Source organism: Streptomyces sp. 3214.6, assembly GCF_900129855.1.
Classification (GTDB): domain Bacteria; phylum Actinomycetota; class Actinomycetes; order Streptomycetales; family Streptomycetaceae; genus Streptomyces; species Streptomyces soliscabiei.
In genome coordinates this window covers 3,226,341-3,242,103 of sequence record NZ_LT670819.1, presented here as the reverse complement: position 1 = coordinate 3,242,103, position 15,763 = coordinate 3,226,341, and the positions used below count along the sequence as shown (strand labels likewise).

The 15,763-nt window shown below is 71.1% G+C and carries 14 protein-coding genes; 5 read left to right on the top strand and 9 right to left on the bottom strand.

Annotation, left to right across the window (positions count from 1 at the left end; all coding sequences use genetic code 11):
• Positions 1-66: 66 nt before the first annotated feature.
• Positions 67-1,149 (top strand): LacI family DNA-binding transcriptional regulator, encoded by a 1,083-nt coding sequence (locus B5557_RS14420; protein ID WP_079659638.1) that lies wholly within the window; start codon positions 67-69, stop codon positions 1,147-1,149.
• Between the two features lie 217 nt (positions 1,150-1,366).
• Positions 1,367-1,972, top strand: coding sequence for a response regulator transcription factor (locus B5557_RS14415; protein ID WP_079659636.1), 606 nt, complete (start codon positions 1,367-1,369; stop codon positions 1,970-1,972).
• A gap of 46 nt (positions 1,973-2,018) precedes the next feature.
• Here the strand turns inward: B5557_RS14415 and B5557_RS14410 are convergent, their stop codons facing one another.
• The 3 genes from B5557_RS14410 to B5557_RS14400 form a co-directional block, all read right to left on the bottom strand.
• On the bottom strand, positions 2,019-3,266 hold the full coding sequence (locus B5557_RS14410) for a sensor histidine kinase (protein WP_079659635.1): 1,248 nt from the start codon (positions 3,264-3,266) through the stop codon (positions 2,019-2,021).
• Between the two features lie 238 nt (positions 3,267-3,504).
• Complete coding sequence (locus tag B5557_RS14405) at positions 3,505-5,772, bottom strand: TOMM precursor leader peptide-binding protein (protein WP_079659633.1); 2,268 nt, start codon at positions 5,770-5,772, stop codon at positions 3,505-3,507.
• Positions 5,769-5,948, bottom strand: a complete 180-nt coding sequence (locus B5557_RS14400; protein WP_079659632.1) for a hypothetical protein — start codon at positions 5,946-5,948, stop codon at positions 5,769-5,771. Before B5557_RS14400 ends, B5557_RS14405 begins: the two co-directional genes overlap by 4 nt.
• A 266-nt stretch (positions 5,949-6,214) precedes the next feature.
• On the opposite strand from B5557_RS14400, the gene B5557_RS14395 reads away from it, so the two are divergent.
• On the top strand, positions 6,215-7,033 hold the full coding sequence (locus tag B5557_RS14395; RefSeq protein ID WP_079664770.1) for an AfsR/SARP family transcriptional regulator: 819 nt from the start codon (positions 6,215-6,217) through the stop codon (positions 7,031-7,033).
• A 15-nt stretch (positions 7,034-7,048) separates the two neighbouring features.
• Here the strand turns inward: B5557_RS14395 and rfbH are convergent, their stop codons facing one another.
• Positions 7,049-8,353: a lipopolysaccharide biosynthesis protein RfbH gene (gene rfbH / locus B5557_RS14390; protein WP_079659630.1), complete on the bottom strand. Its 1,305-nt coding sequence runs from the start codon at positions 8,351-8,353 to the stop codon at positions 7,049-7,051.
• 163 nt (positions 8,354-8,516) lie between these two features.
• Here rfbH and B5557_RS14385 point away from each other — a divergent pair, with 163 nt between their 5' ends.
• Positions 8,517-9,506 (top strand): Gfo/Idh/MocA family protein, encoded by a 990-nt coding sequence (locus tag B5557_RS14385; RefSeq protein ID WP_231976351.1) that lies wholly within the window; start codon positions 8,517-8,519, stop codon positions 9,504-9,506.
• A 255-nt stretch (positions 9,507-9,761) separates the two neighbouring features.
• On the opposite strand, the gene rfbB is transcribed toward B5557_RS14385, so the two are convergent.
• The 5 genes from rfbB to B5557_RS14360 all read right to left on the bottom strand — a co-directional run bounded on the left by rfbB (position 9,762) and on the right by B5557_RS14360 (position 14,740).
• On the bottom strand, positions 9,762-10,733 hold the full coding sequence (rfbB, locus tag B5557_RS14380; RefSeq protein ID WP_079659627.1) for a dTDP-glucose 4,6-dehydratase: 972 nt from the start codon (positions 10,731-10,733) through the stop codon (positions 9,762-9,764).
• Positions 10,721-12,055, bottom strand: a complete 1,335-nt coding sequence (locus tag B5557_RS14375) for an activator-dependent family glycosyltransferase (protein WP_079659625.1) — start codon at positions 12,053-12,055, stop codon at positions 10,721-10,723. Before B5557_RS14375 ends, rfbB begins: the two co-directional genes overlap by 13 nt.
• 64 nt (positions 12,056-12,119) lie before the next feature.
• Positions 12,120-13,466 (bottom strand): cytochrome P450 family protein, encoded by a 1,347-nt coding sequence (locus B5557_RS14370; RefSeq protein WP_159424382.1) that lies wholly within the window; start codon positions 13,464-13,466, stop codon positions 12,120-12,122.
• 23 nt (positions 13,467-13,489) lie between these two features.
• A complete protein-coding gene (locus tag B5557_RS14365; protein ID WP_173877678.1) occupies positions 13,490-14,260 on the bottom strand; it encodes an SDR family NAD(P)-dependent oxidoreductase in 771 nt (256 codons plus the stop codon).
• A gap of 45 nt (positions 14,261-14,305) precedes the next feature.
• Positions 14,306-14,740 carry a nuclear transport factor 2 family protein gene (locus B5557_RS14360; RefSeq protein WP_079659621.1) on the bottom strand — a complete coding sequence of 145 codons (435 nt, stop codon included), beginning with the start codon at positions 14,738-14,740 and terminating at the stop codon, positions 14,306-14,308.
• A gap of 208 nt (positions 14,741-14,948) precedes the next feature.
• Here B5557_RS14360 and B5557_RS14355 point away from each other — a divergent pair, with 208 nt between their 5' ends.
• Complete coding sequence (locus B5557_RS14355) at positions 14,949-15,728, top strand: cyclase family protein (protein ID WP_079659619.1); 780 nt, start codon at positions 14,949-14,951, stop codon at positions 15,726-15,728.
• Positions 15,729-15,763 lie beyond the last annotated feature (35 nt).

The window sequence follows — 15,763 nt, the reverse complement described above, 5'->3', positions numbered from 1 at the left end:
GTGGCTGACCAGCCCAGCCCAGCTCAGCCCAGCCCAGGACAGGCCGGAAGGAAGAAGAGCCCCGCCATGACCCCAACCGCCGACGACGGCCCGGCGACCGACGGCCAGGCGACCAAGGGACGCAGCCGACGCAACTTCGCCGGCGCCCGCCCTGTGATGGACGACGTCGCGAAACTGGCCGGTGTCTCCAAGCAGACGGTCTCCCGGGTGCTCAACGACAACCCGGCCGTCCGCGCGGAGACCCGGGAGGCGGTCCAGGCGGCCATGCGCACCCTCGGCTACCGCCCCAGCAGCAGCGCGCGCTCGCTGGCCAGCGGCCGCACCCGCATGCTCGGCGTGATCTCCTTCGACGCGGCCCGCTACGGCCCCGCCTCGACCCTGACCGCGATCAACGCGGCGGCGCAGGAGGCGGGTTACCTGGTGAGCTCGATCGCTCTGGACACCGCCGACAAGGACACCGTCGTACGCGCGGCGGACCGTCTCTCCGCGGAGGGCGCGGACGGCGTGATCGCGATCGCCCCCCAGCTCTGGGTGGCCCGGGCCCTCGCCGAGGCCCATCTGGACACCCCCCTGGTCGTCATGGACAACGATCTCGGCGACGGCACCCCCATGGTCACCTCGGATGCCCGCACCGGCGCCCGCAAGGCGACGCAGCACCTGCTCTCCCTCGGTCACCCCACGGTCCACCATCTCGCGGGCCCGACGGGCTGGACCTCGGCGGACCGCCGAGCGGAGAGCTGGCGCGCCACCCTCCAGGCGGCCGGAGCCGAGATCCCCACCCCCCTCTTCGGCGACTGGAGCGCGGACTCCGGCTACGACCTGGGCCGGAATCTGGCGAAGGACGCGACCCTCACCGCGGTCTTCGTGTCGAACGACCAGATGGCCCTGGGCGTCCTACGCGCTCTGCACGAGGCGGGCCGCCGGGTCCCGGAGGACGTCAGCGTCGTCGGCTACGACGACATCCCGGAAGCGGCCCACTTCCTGCCCCCGCTGACAACGATCCGCACAGACTTCAAGGACATCGGCACCATCTCCCTCCACACCCTCCTCAACCACATCGACACTCCCTCACCCCCCGCCCCTCCCTTGACCCTGGTCCCCGTCGCCCTCCACATCCGCCACAGCACGGCCCCGCACCCCGCTGAATGAACAGGGGAAGCAGTCGCGGGACCGCCGAGTCAGGCTCTTTCGAGCGGCCGCCGGGCTCCTCGGATGCGGCTGACCGGCGTCATTCCAGGGACAACTGACTTTGCGATCGCCCTGGTTGGCGGATGGGGCGTTGGGCGTTTCCAAGCTGTGATCTGGCTTTTTGGGTGAGAGTATGAGCGCAGGGGGTCTTGGGGACCGCCGATGTGAGGGGGGGGCCATGCTGAAGATTCTGATCGCCGAGGACATGGCGATGCTGCGCAGGGCATTGGCCGAACTCCTGGCGCTGGAGGCGGACTTCGACGTGGTGGCCGAAGTCGATCGCGGCGATCAGATCGTTCCGAAGGCGCGCGCACTGCGACCGGATGTGGCCGTCCTCGACATCGGTCTTCCGGGGATGGACGGCATCACCGCAGCCGCCGCGCTCTCCACAGCCGTACCCGACTGCCGGATCCTCATGCTCACGGGGCTCGGCAATCCCAGCACCTTGCGCCGGGCGCTGGCCACCCGCGCCACGGGATTCCTGTGCAAGGACGCCAACCCGGCCCAACTCGTCGGCGCCATAAGGGCGGTGGCCGCCGGGAAGCGGGTCGTCGACCCTCAACTGGCCGTCGCGGCGCTTGAGGACGTGACCCAGCCGCTGGCGCCACGCGAACTGGAAGTCCTTCGGCTCGCCGCCGCGGGCGAGGGCACCGCGGCCATCGCCGGCCGTCTGTTCCTCTCCACAGGAACGGTGCGGAACTACCTGAGCAGCGCCGTGGTCAAGCTGGGCGCCCGCAACCGCATGGACGCGGTACGGATCGCCCGTGAGGGCGGCTGGATCTGACGAGTATCCGACGAGTCGCGCCGGGGACCGGGCCTGAGCTCAGTGCTCAGGCAACTGAAGCGGAATCGTGCATCCCTCTGCCGGAGGGATGCACGGGCCGGACGAGCCAGTGCTTGGGCGCGGGGCCCTTCGCCGGGACCGGGACGACCGCCGTGAGGGAGAACCACTTCCCGTCCGTGATCTCCGCGGTGAGCCGGCCTTCCACCGCTTCGATGCGATCGCGAAGGTTGTTGAGGCCGCTTCCCGGCCGGGCGTTGCTGAACGCGGAGGCCGGGTGGCCTTCGAGTCCGTCGTTGGTCACCGTCAGTCTGACGGCGTCCTGTTCGCGGTGGATTCGGACGACGCAGGTGCCGACCCTGCTGTGCCGCAGCATGTTGGTGACCCCCTCGCGCAGCACCGTCGCCAGGGTCGTTTCGATGTCGGGCGGCAGCGGCCCGGCGCTGCCCCGGAATTGGGCGTGCACACCCATGTTCCTGAGGGTGGCGAAGACGGTGTCGACCTCTGTGGCCAGTGACATGGCACGGTAGGTCTGTGAGACGGCACGGACGTCGATGAACGCCCGCTGGGTGGCTTCCAGGATCTCCGTCAGTTCCTGTTGCAGGCGGGCGTGCTTGGAAGGCGGCAGCCGCCGCGCCACTTCGCACTTGAAGGCGATGGTGGTCAGGCTCATGCCCAGCAGATCGTGCAGATCGCGCGAGAAGCGCAGCCGTTCGGCCTCCACGGCCATCCGGGTGAGTTCCTCGCGGGTGCGGTGGGCTTCCTGGACGAGGCGGGTCAGCTCGGAGAACCCGAACACCACCAGGCCGGTCAGCGTGGTCGCGACGGTGCCGTACCCGAGCGAGCCACGGCCCACCCCGCTTTCCAGTATCAGCAGGCTGGACGATCCCACGATCGCCGCGAACGCCGGCCACATCCAGCGGCGGGGCAGCACGAGCAGGGCGGAGCCGGCGAGGACGCCCGGCGTGGCGAGCCAGGCATCGGCGAAGGTGAGGAACGGCAGATAGGTGAGGAGGACCTGGAGTCCGAAGGTCCAGTACCTCAGGCGGGTCAGCCGGGGAGACAGGTAGCCGAAGGAGTGGGTCAGTTGGACGCAGTAGACGAGCAACAGGGTCACGATGCCCGCGGTGAACCTGACCGGTGAGAGATGGTCCTCCAGCAGATAGAAGAAGGCAACGCCGAAAAAGGCCACGAGGACCGCGATGGTGATGGCGCTGGAGGTGCCGACGGCGAGGTATCTGCTTCTCGCGTCCTCTAGTTCGGCGCGCGCACCACTGTGCTGGGCAGAACCTTGCATCTCTTCTCTTCCCCCTCGGGCGAACCGAACGAGTCAATGAGTCAGGTTGTGCCGCGCTTAACCCGCTCACGGCAAAGCGCGAGGTTGGGAACGCGTAATCGATTCTAGCCGGTACGAGTCATTCGACTAAGAAGCTCTACGGCGTGGCTGCCGTTCTCAATCCCCTTGTGGAAGAAGATCGTTCTGGGTGCGGAAAGGTTGCTTCGTTGCGCGGGAGGAAGAGGAAGGTCTCATTCCCTTACAGATGCAGCGGCAGGGGATTGAGGTCCGCGTAGTCCGTCGGCCGGGTGAGCCGGCCGAGCGCGACGGGTACGTCGAACAGCCGGCCGGGGCCGAAGCCCGCCCAGTGCGGGCGCAGACCGGGGATCATCACCTTGGCGACGGGCAGTTCCACATCGGGGCGGGTCTGGTCGAGGACGAGTACGTCGAGGCCGTGGCGGCGCAACAGCGCGACCAAGGCGTGGACCTGTTCCGCGGCGTCGGCGGGCGGCCGCAAAGCCGCGGGCGGCCGGGTGGACCGGCGTGCCGCGGGCAGCAGATAGGGCTGGTTGGCGGTGGTGGCGTGCCGGAACCAGTCCAGGGCCTCCGGGTCGGTGCCCTGGTAGGCGGAGGCGCCGTCGGTCGTCTCCCCTGTCAACGGCGGCAGCATCTGGTTGAGTTCGGTGAGCGCCCGACGCAACGCGATCCGGGGATCGAAATGCGCGCCGAAGCCCAGCACGATGTCCTCGGCCGTCCTTCCGATCCGGGCCGACACGGCGGCGACCACGGGAATGCCGAGATCGGATGTGAGATCGAGGGCCCACACCGTCCTGCCGAGCTCCCTGAGGACGGCCCGCATCCGGGCGATCCACGGATCCCGCTGGTCCAGGGTCACCCCGGGCTGCCGCGTGCGGTTGTACCACCACAGTGCGACCGCGTCGCGCTCCACCAGTTCCAGGCAGCCGTGGACGACGGCGTCCTCCAGACTGGTTCCGGCGGCGGCGCCGTTGGAGGTGGCCCTGCAGAAACCGGTGTCCGCGTCCGGGGCGTTGTAGTAGAGCAGACTCGTGGGCGCCAGCCGCTGCCGTTGTTCGGTCAGCGACCAGACGGGCGTCCAGTCGAGTGGGGCGTCCTCGTCGAAGGGCTCGGTCACCTGGTGGAAGGGTCCGTGCGTGCGGTTCCAGGCCACCCGGTCCTCGAACTGCCGCCGGTCGAAGAGCTGGACGCTGTCCGGGTGGACGGCCAGGGGCGCCAGCTCGCGGTAACTGCCGCGTCGGCGTGGCTCGTCGCCCTGGAAGTAGCCGCTGTACCGCTCCAGGGCCTCGGCCAACGCGCTCACCTTGGCGTGGAGTTCGGTGATGCCCTTGCCTGAGCCGGGGCTGCGCAGCGGGGTGTGGAGCGGAGGCGGCGGCCGCTCGGGGTCCCAGGGCGGCTGCGCGCCCGCGTGGAAGCAGTTGAGGAACTCCGGTCCGCGCGGGTCGCGGCGGATCTCGCCGACGAGACCGGTGACGGGGTCCACTAGGTGGCCGTAGCGCTCCAGCATCCGGTCCGGGCCGAACGTCCGGTGGCCGCCGCCGGTGGTGTCCCGGACCGGTTGGGGGGACATCACGACCGGTGCCGAGACCCGGTCGCGTACCAGCAGCGGATCACCGCAGCGGGAGCACTGCGGGCGGCGTCGCACGGGATGACGGCTGCTCTCCAGCGTGCGGGTGTCCAGCCGCCACAGGCTGCCCTGATCGCTGTCCCGGTGCCCGGCGAGCCACTTTCCGGCCTCGAGCAGGGCCAGTTGCATGGCCGCCGCCCGCCCGGCGGGCAGATACGACGGCCGGTGCGCGGCGGGCCCGCTGTGCCCGAGCCGGTGCTGGACGTACGCCTCGCCGCGTCGGCGCAGCCGGAGCCGGTCCGCGAGACAGCTCCAGCAGGGGCCGTCGCCGGGGGAGAAGAAGGGCCCGATCCACAGGTGGGTGCCGCTGGCCCGTACGGGCAGCCAGGTGCGTCCCGCGGCGCGGTGCTCCGCGTCCAGGGCGCTCAACCGCGGATCGAGATAGTCGTGGCACAGCACGAGGGTCAGGTCGGCCGGCTCGCCGGCCGGCGCGGTCCGCAGCCCCGCCGCCGACACGGCCTCGTGCAGCGCGCCTCCCGCGTCCTCGGTGAGGTCGACCGGGGCCAGGAGTGCGTCCCGGCCGCCGGCGGGCCGTGACTGAAGGCCGGTGAGGGCCCAGTAGGCACGCTCGGGGCCGTCGGACCCGTCCGGTGGATAGACATGGAGCAGGCCCGCGTCCAGCAGCCTGGTCACGAGCCGTTCGGTGCTGTCGCTCGACAGCCCGGGTGCCGCGTCGGCGACGATACGGGGCAGATCACGGCTGCCGTCGAGCAGTGGGGCCAGCAGGGCGACCTGTGCTCCGCCCAGCGTGGTCACCCGGTCCTCCGCCATCAGGAAGACGGGCTCCCCCGGCACCGATTCGACGCGCAGATGCGGTGCGAACCCCAGCCGGGGGAGCCCGTCGCCCGGGCCCGGACGGCTCATCGAGACGTACGACCGCCGTCCATGGCGGACGGGGTGCCGGTGGAGGAGGTCCAGCAGATACAGATACGGCCGTCGGGGATCTGTGCGGAGTCGTCGCCGAACTCGGTGATCACGAGGTCGTCGATGGACCTGGCTCTGTCCCCGTCGCCGTCCACCAGGGGCGTGATCCGTAGCATGTGTGCTCCTTGTCGCTGTGGACTGCCTGCTCCGTGGGGTGCGTCGGACCCGGCCGGGCCCTGCGCAGCGCTGCCATCCTTTCGGGCCGGGCCGTGGGGGTACCAGTGTGTCCAGCACAGGGACCATATGAGGTTTACACATCTTGCGCATACGTTTCTCATATGCCTGTCCGGGTCCACGGCACTGGTTGGCGGCCGAAGCGGCCAGCGAGACTCCATGGGCAAGGAGCTCTTTGCGGTGCTCCGCCGACCACATGGGGGGAAACATGGACATATGGTTGCTGGGACCGCTGACGGCCGAAGTGCGGGGCCGTTCGATCGTGCCGACCGCCGCGAAACCCCGCCAGATCCTCGCGCTGCTCGCGATCCACGCCAATCGGGTCCTGCCCGTCGCGACCCTGATGGAGGAGATCTGGGGCACCGAGCCGCCGCAGAGCGCGTTGGCGACCCTGCACACGTACATCCTTCAGCTGCGCCGTCAGCTCACCGCGGCCTACGGTTCCGAGGCCGGAGTGTCGGCCAAGGACGTCCTCGTCACCCAGTACGGCGGCTACTGCTGGCAGGCGCCCGCGGACGCCGTCGACGTACCGCGCTACGAGCGGCTGGTCGCCGCGGGGAGCGTTGCCGCCGCCGAGGACCGGCAGGAGAAGGCATCGGCGTACTTCCGTGAGGCGCTGGCGCTGTGGCGCGGATCCGCGCTGGTCGACGTGCGGATAGGGCCCGTACTGAGCATCGAGGTGGCCCGTCTGGAGGAGAGCAGGCTCGGCGTGCTGGAGCGGTGTCTGGAGGCGGATCTGAGGCTGGGACGTCACGCGGAACTGCTGGCCGAGCTGATCGAGCTCACCGGCCGTCATCCGCTGCACGAGGGCTTGCACGCCCAGTGCATGACGGCGCTGTACCGGGCGGGGCGCTCCTGGCAGGCGCTCGACGTCTACCAGAGGCTGCGCCGCCGGCTGGCGGAGGAACTGGGGCTCTCCCCGTCCCCACGCCTGCAGCGTCTGCAACAGGCCGTGCTCGCTGCGGAGCCGTGGCTGGACGTGCCCGGGTGCGGGGAGGACGTGATGCTCGACCGGATGATCGGCTGACCGCCCCCGGGCGGCTCAGCCGTTCTTGGCGACGAACTCGACGATGGAGTCCCGCATGTAGTCGGTCATCTCCTCGGTGATGCCCGGGTAGACCCCGATCCAGAAGCTCTGCTCGGTGATGATGTCGGAGTTGCGGAGATCTCCCGCCACCCGGTGCCGGGTGCCGAGATACGCCGGGTGCCGGGTGAGGTTGCCGCCGAACAGCCGTCGTGTGCCGATGCGCCGCTCCTCCAGGAAGGCGATCAGGTCGCGGCGGGTGTAGGTGGCGTCGGGCAGCACCGTGATGACGAAGCCGAACCAGCTCGGGTCACTGCCCGGCGTCGCGGTGGGCAGCAGCAGACCCGGAACGTCCGCGAGCCCGTCGCGCAGCCGCTGCCAGTTGCGCCGCCGGGCCCGGCCGAACTCCGGAAGCTTCTCCAACTGGCTGAGCGCCAGGGCTCCTTGGAGGTCGGTCGCCTTCAGGTTGTAACCGATGTGCGAGAAGATGTACTTGTGGTCGTAGCCCTTGGGGAGGTCACCGAGCTGGTAGTCGAACCGCTTGAGGCAGGTGTTGTCCTCGCCGGGCTCGCACCAGCAGTCCCGCCCCCAGTCGCGGAACGACTCGACGATCCGGGCCAGTTCGAGGTTCTTGGTCAGTACGCACCCGCCCTCGCCCGTCGTGATGTGGTGGGCAGGATAGAAGCTGACGGTGGCCAGGTCCCCGAAGGTGCCTGTCATACGCCCCTGATAGGTCGAGCCCACGGCGTCGCAGTTGTCCTCGATCAGGAACAGCTCGTGATCGGTGGCCAGTTGCTGGATCTCCGCCACCTCGTAGGGGTTGCCGAGGGTGTGCGCGATCATGATGGCCCGGGTGCGGTCCGAGATCGCTGCCCGCACGCGTTCCGCCGTCGTGTTGTACGTGCCGAGTTCGAGGTCCACGAAGACGGGCGTGAGACCGTTCTGGAAGATCGGGTTGACCGTCGTGGGGAAACCGCCGGCCACCGTGATCACCTCGTCGCCCGGGCGCAGCCGCTGGTCGCCGAGCCGGGGGGAGGTCAGCGCCGAGAGCGCCAGCAGGTTCGCCGAGGACCCGGAGTTCACCAGGTGCGCCTTGCGCACGCCGATGTGGCGGGCGAACCTGCTCTCGAAACGCCGGGAGTGCGACCCGGCCGCGATCCGCAGATCCAGGGCCGCCTCCACCAGAGAGACCCGGTCCTCCTCGTCCAGGACCGCCCCCGAGGAGAGGATCGGTGTCACTCCCGGCACGAAGTTCTCCGGCTGCTGCTGCCGGTGGTACTCGCGAACCTGCTCCAGGACCAGGGCCTTGGTGTCCGACGTCATAGCCGTCCCTCCTGTAAGGATTGCCTCGGGACCATGCTCGCGCCGCTCGGTCGAGGAGCCATGGAGTCCCCGCGGAAAGGGCCTGCTCCAGCGGGCTTCCAGGGGCTTTCGACCCGCTCTGGCTAGCTTGTGTCGGCGACGTATCCGACAGGTGAGGTGGCAGATGCCCGAGGACACTCCACGACCGGTACTCCGCATGGGGGTTCTGGGCTGTGCCGATATCGCGGTGCGCCGGATCCTGCCTGCGCTCGTGGAGCATCAGTCGGTGCGGCTGGTGGCTGTGGCGAGCCGGGACGGGGCGAGGAGCGAACGGCTCGCGGCCCGGTTCGGATGCGCGGCGGTGACCGGCTACCAGGCGCTGCTGGACCGGGACGACATCGACGCGGTCTATGTGCCGCTGCCGCCGGGCATGCACCACGAATGGGTCGCCGAGGCGCTGACCGCCGGAAAGCACGTCCTGGTGGAGAAGCCGCTCAGCACGACGTACGCGCAGAGCGCCGAACTGGTGGCGATGGCCGCCCGGTTCGATCTGGCGCTCACCGAGAACTTCATGTTCCTGCACCACTCCCAGCACGCCGCGGTACGGGACATGGCCGCCGAGGTCGGCGAACTGAGGGTCTTCTCCAGCTCCTTCGGGGTACCGCCGCCCGATCCGGCGTCCTTCCGGCACAACGCGCTGCTCGGCGGCGGCGCCCTGCTGGACGTCGGCGTCTATCCGCTGCGCGCGGCCCAGCTCCACCTCGCCGGGGAACTCGACGTCCTCGGCGCCTGTCTGCGCGTCGACGAGGCCACCGGCGTCGACGTCGCGGGAAGCGTGCTGCTCTCCACGGCGACCGGGGTGAGCGCCCAGCTCGACTTCGGATTCCAGCACTCCTACCGGTCCGTGTACGCCCTGTGGGGCAGCCGGGGCCGGATCAGTGTGCCGCGCGCCTTCACGCCGCCCCGGGAGCACCGCCCGGTGGTCCGCCTCGAACAGCAGGACAGGATCACCGAGGTGACGCTCTCCGCCGACCACCAAGTGGGCAACGCGCTCGACGCGTTCGCGGCGGCGGCCCTGTCGGGCACCGGGCGGGCAGCGCTGGGAGAGGCACTGCTGCGTCAGGCGCTCCTGGTCGAGCAGGTACGCAAGGCCGCGCGGGTCGTCAGCCGCTGAGGCCGCGCCGGACGCGGGCAGGCCGGGGAGCCGGCCGCGCCCGCGCGGCGCGGCTTCGCATGCCACGGCCCTCCGTCGGACGGCGCGCGCTTCCCCCGACGCGCGCTGTTCCGTCCGGCCCCGACGACACCGGCTCCGACGACGAGAGCCGGTCCCGTCGGGGCCGGCTCTTCTTGCGGTCGTCGGTCGTCGGTCGTCGTGTCGTCGGGGGCGGCCCGGGGCTGTGGTGCGGCCCGCCCCCGACGGGAGTCCGGCTCAGACCCGCTCGGCCGCTTCCGGTCGCCGAGCCAGCTGGTCGCGGTGCCAGTCGACGACCTCGCGCAGTCCGTCGTCCAGCGACCGCAGAGGCCGGTAGCCGAGTTCCGTACGGATCTTCGAGTCGTCCACCGCGTACCGCAGGTCGTGGCCCTTGCGGTCGGGCATCCGACGGACCCGGGACCAGTTGGCACCGCACAACTCCAGCAGTTTGGACGTCATCTCACGGTTCGTCAGATGCGTACCGCCGCCGATGTTGTCGATCTCGCCGGCCCGGCCGCCGGTCAGCACGGCGTGGACGGCACGGCAGTGGTCGTCCACGTGCAGCCACTCCCGGACGTTGTTGCCGTCCCCGTACAGCGGCACGGTCCGTCCGGCCAGCAGCTCGGTGACGAACAGGGGGATGAGCTTCTCCGGATGCTGGCGAGGGCCGTAGTTGTTGGCACACCGGGTGGTGCGTACGTCGAGCCCGTGCGTGCGCCAGTAGGACCGGGCGAGGAGGTCGCTGCTCGCCTTCGACGCCGCGTAGGGCGAGTTGGGCAGCAGTGGCTCCTCCTCCGTCCAGGTGCCCTCGGCGATGGACCCGTAGACCTCGTCCGTCGAGATGTGCACGAAGGTGGCGACCCCACAGTGCAGGCTCGCCTCCAGCAGCGCCTGGGTGCCCAGCACATTGGTGCGTACGAACTCCGCGGCCCCGGTCAGGGAACGGTCGACATGGGTCTCGGCCGCGAAGTGCACCACCGCGTCATGACCGGGGAACACCTCCAGGAGCGCGTCGAGGTCGCAGATGTCGACGCGCCGGAAGTCCAGCCGCGGGTCCTCCAGAGGCAGGTTGGCCGTGCTCCCCGCGTATGTGAGCACGTCGACGACCGTCACCCGGTCCGGCCGGGGTCCGGGCAGGCTGCCGGCCAGCAGGGAGCGCACATAGTGGGATCCGATGAAACCGGCACCGCCGGTGATCAGGACACGCATGGTGTGGACGTACCTCCGAGACGTCGACGCCCGTGGGCGCGGTGCTGGGCGGTCAGCCGCTCCAGTACGGGGACGACCTCCGCCGGAGTCGGTTCGGACCGGGCCTCGATCCGCAGCCGGGCGGCCGCCGAGGTGAACGAGGGTTCGTCGAGGAGCCGCACGAGCCTGCTCCGCAGCCCTTCCACCGTCACCTCGTGGGAGGGGAGATGGAGACCGGCGCCCAGCTCCTGCTGGCGGCGCGCCCGCTCGATGGCGTCCCAGATCCAGCCCATGGCGATCTGCGGGACTCCCTCGACGAGCGCCGTCGACCAGGTCCCGGCGCCACCATGGTGCACGATGGCCGCGCAGGTCGGCAGCAGCGCGTGCAGCGGTACGTGGTCCACCAGGCGCACATTGTCCGGGACATGGGTCAGCAGCGCCCGCTCCTCCGCGTCGAGCGTGGCCACCACGTCGATGTCGAGCCCCTCGATCGCCTTGAGGACCAGGTCGACCGGGACCGCGTTGGGGAACTCCGAGGTCCGGGCCGTGAGCCCCAGGGTGACGCACACGCGGGGACGCGTCGGCGGGACCCGGAGCCAGTCGGGTACGACGGCGGGCGTCGGCCCGTTGTACGGGATGTAGCGCATGCCCACGGTCGGCCCGTCCGACGGCGGCCGGAAGCTGCGCGGCACCTGGTCCACCGACCACTGCCCCGTCACCGCCTCCTCGTCGAAGGGAACGCCGTAACGGCCGAGTGTCCACTGCAGCCACTGGCCGAGGGAGTCCTCGGCGTGCGCCTGCCCCTGCTCCCCGTCCCCGCCCGTGGGACCCGGACCGAGCTGCGCGAGGAAGGCCCGCCGCATCGACATGAACATGTCGGGGAAGGACAGCAGTCGCGCGTGGGCCGCGCCGGTCACCTTCGCGGCCACCGCGCCCGCGAACGTGAACGGCTCCCAGAGGATGAGGTCCGGCTCCCAGTCGCGGGCGAACGCGATGAGTTCGTCGACCATCGGATCGTCGTTGATCAGGGCGTAGAAGGTGGGGGTCATCATCGTGTCCCAGCCCTTGAGGAAGGCGGGGGTGAGTTGACCGGGGGCGTCGGGGTTCAGCGACTGGTTGGCGTGGTGGGACAGCACCGAGTCGCCCACTGCCTTGACCATCTCGTCGAGGGCGGGGTCGGCTCCCACCGGGACGGCGGTCAGTCCGGCCGCCGTGATGCTGCCCGCCAGCGCGGGCTGGCTCGCCACCCGTACGTCGTGCCCGGCGGCCCGCAGCGCCCAGGCGAGCGGTACGGACCCGTTGAAGTGCGCGTCCATCGCGAAGGACGTCAGCAGAACCCGCATGGTCGGTCCTTTCTCTGCGGCTCTGTGGAAACTCCGGCCGCGGTACGCCGGACGCGGCGCACCGTCACGCGGAGGTGGTCAGGGGGAACCGCAGTACTCCGCCCAGGACGGGGGAACGCATCCGCCGCTGGACGCCGTCGGCCGGCGCCAGCCGGGGGTGGCGCTCCCGCAGGGTGCGTACGGCGGTCTCCGCGTGGAGCCGGGCGAACGCCCCGAAGAGAGAGGTGTGCGGGCCGGACAGCGACAACTGCCCCTGTCCCACCGGCCGGGTGAGGTCGAAGTGGTCCGGGGCCAGGAACACCTCGGGATCCCGGTTCGCCGCGCCGACATGGACGACGACCTGGGCGCCGGCGGGGATGTCCTGGCCGGCGAGCGTGAGGTCCTCGGCTGCGATCCGGCTCTCCAGCCGCACCGGCGGCGCGTGACGCAGCGTCTCCTCCACTGCGCCGGCCGCCAGTTCGGGGCTCTCACCGAGCAGCGCCCACTGCCGGGGATGGGCGAGCAGCGCCTCCAGGGCGTTGTTGATGAGCCCGGCGGTGAATTCGACGCCCACCGCGGCGGTCAGCACTCCGACCGCGAGCGCGTCCTCGGCGGAAGAGTCGGCGGAGCCGGCGCGCAGCACCGTGCTGAGCAGATCGTCACCCGGCGCGGTCTGCCGCGCCGCGACGAGGTCGCCGACGAGGGCGCGCACGTCCTCGATGGCCTCGGTGAGCCGGCGGGTGACGACGAGCGGCTGCGGGCAGAGCGCCGCGTCGAGCGCGACGCCCAGGGCCAGACACGCGCGGGCGAACCGGTCGCGCTGCGCGTCCGGGACACCGAGCAGCGCCGCGGCGGCCTCGGTGGCCACCGGGCGGGAGTAGTCCGCCATGAGGTCGAAGGAGGCGCCGAGTCCGTCGGCGGTCTCCTGGTGCACGCGTTCGGCGCTCTTGCGGTGACCGTCCGCCGCGGCCTCGCCCAGCACCGGGGCCGCCGACCGCTCCCAGCGCACATGGTCGGCGCCCGACGCGTGGAGGAAGGCCCGGTCCAGCGGGATGATGTGGCACAGCAGCGGATTGCTCCAGGCGTCCGAGAAGACGTGCCGCTGGAGGCCCGGCAGATCGGCGTGCCGCAGGCTCAGCCGCGGATCGGCCAGCACCTCGGCGGCCACACCGTGCCGGCCGGTGACCCAGGCGCCGGCGGCGCTCTGCCACAGCGGTGTCTCCGATTCCCGTATGCGGCGGGCCAGCACCACCGGGTCGTCGCTCTCCGCGCGCAGTGTCAGGGCGTACGGGTCGCCGCTTGTTCCGTAGATCCAGTGGAAGCCGCGGGCGGTCAGGAGATGACGGCCGAGCTCGCTGTCGGTCTGCTGGACCTCCTCGCCGGCCACGGGGGTCTCGTCGGTGATCGTCTCGTCGGTCTCCGTGTGTGTCACGGCAGTCTCCTTCGGGGCGTGGTTCAGGTGAGGGACAGACCGCCGTCGACCGCGAGCACCACTCCGGTCGCGTAGGCGGCGCGCGGGTCGGTGAGCTGGACGGCCCACCAGGCGATGTCCTCGGGGCGGCCGACCCGGCCGGCCGGGACGCGCGTGGCGATCTGCTGGAGGAAGCCCGCGTAGGCCTCCTGTGACATGCCGGACCGTTCACCGATACCGGTGTCGATCACGCCCGGCGCCAGGCCGAGGACACGGATCCCGCGGGGCGCCAGTTCCACCGCCCAGGTCCGGGTGAGGAAGTCGAGCCCGGCCTTGGCGGCGCCGTAGACCCCGTTCTCCGGCCAGGCCCGGCGGCCCAGCGCGCCCGCCGAGCCGATGTTCAGCACGGTTCCGCCGCCGTCGGCCGCGAGGGCGTCCAGGGCCTGCCGGGTGAGCAGCAGCGGGGCCAGGAGATTGCTGTCGAGCTGGTCGCGGGCGGCTTCCCGCTTGGTCTCCGCGAGAGCGGCGAATCCGCCGGTGGCCGCGTTGTTGACCAGCACGTCGATACGGCCGAACGCGTTCAGCGCCGCGTCGGTGACAGCCTGAGGAGTGTCCGGATCGGTGAGGTCGGCGGCGAGGACGCTGATGCCGGGGTACCCCTCGGCGGTCCCGGCCAGGGTGGCGGGCGTACGGCCCACGACGAGTACACGGTCGCCGCGCTCGGCGAAGGCGCGGGCGGTGGCCCGCCCGATCCCGGTCCCGCCGCCGGTGACGATCACGCCCCGAGGTGCTGTCGAGTCCTGTGTCGCGCTCATGGACGGGACCGTAGGCCGGGCCGCTCGATTCGCGGTCGACTCCCGCTACGGCCGGTCGTCACGGGTCACCACCCTTTCCCTGACCAGGAGCTCGCCGGCCTCGCGCACCAGGATGTCCCGGCAGGTGCACACCAGGTGCAGCCGGGCGGGGCCGCCCTGCGGGACGGCGATGATGGAGACCTGGCTCTCGGCGGTCAGCGAGCCGTCGTCCGCGGGGGTGACGGTGAGCATGCCGACCCAGTGGCGGTGCGTCTCGCCGGCGGCCGCGAGACCCGCGGCGGCCTGCCGGGCGCCCTCGGTGAGGGCCGGGCGGCCGCGCACCGGCTCCGGGAGCGAGGGCGGCGCGAAGGAGCCGTCCCTGGTGAAGGTGCCGGCCCAGATCTCGGCCTCGCCCGAGTCCAGGTGCCGCATCTGCCGTGCGTAGAAGTGCTGTACCTCGGCGTAGACGTCCGCCGGGGCCGTCGGGGCCTGTGCTGCCATGCCGTGTCCCTTCCGCCGTTCCCTGTGCCGGGGCGGGTGCGTTCCCGAGTTCCCGGTGAGGTCACGACGGTGGCAGCGGCCCCTCCAGGATCGGTCGAGCGCGGCGCGGGCGAGCGCGCGGGCGACCGTTCAGCCAGGCTCCAACGCTTCTCTAGCCGCGCTGGTGAGCATGGGCTGGCTTGCAGGAATCCATCGCCGGGAGGCTCGTGTGCGCATCATCGACCTGTCCTCACCCGTGGACGGGGCGGGTTTCGAACCCGATCCCGTGGTGCACGACGTCCTCGGCCCCAAGGAAGCCGCCACGCACATGAGCGAGGAGATGCGTGACCACTTCGGGATCGAGTTCGATCCGGCGGAGCTTCCGGAAGGCGAGTTCCTCTCGCTCGACCGCCTCCAGCTGACGACCCACACCGGAACGCACGTCGACGCGCCCTCGCACTACGGCACCCGCGCCTCCTACCGGGACGGTCCGCCGCGGCACATCGACGAGATGCCGCTCGACTGGTTCTTCCGGCCCGCGGTGGTGCTCGACCTGAGCGACCAGGGCACCGGCGCGGTCGGCGCCGACGTGGTGCAGCGGGAGCTGGACCGTGTCGGCCACACCCTCTCGCCCATGGACATCGTGCTGCTCAGGACCGGCGCCGACGCGTGGTCGGGGACGCAGAAGTACTTCACGGACTTCACCGGGCTCGACGGCTCGGCCGTGCACCTGCTGCTGGACCAGGGAGTCCGGGTGATCGGCACGGACGCGTTCAGCCTGGACGCGCCGTTCGGCGACATCATCACCCGCTACCGGCGAACCGGCGACCGCTCGGTGCTGTGGCCCGCCCACATGATCGGCCGGGACCGCGAGTACTGCCAGGTCGAACGGCTCGCCGGACTCGACCGGTTGCCGGCCCCGCACGGATTCCGGGTCGCGTGCTTCCCGGTGCGGATCGCCGGCGCGGGCGCCGGCTGGACGAGGGCGGTGGCGCTGCTCGACGAGTGAGGAGCGCGACGGCCCAGCGGACGAAGCGCCCTGCG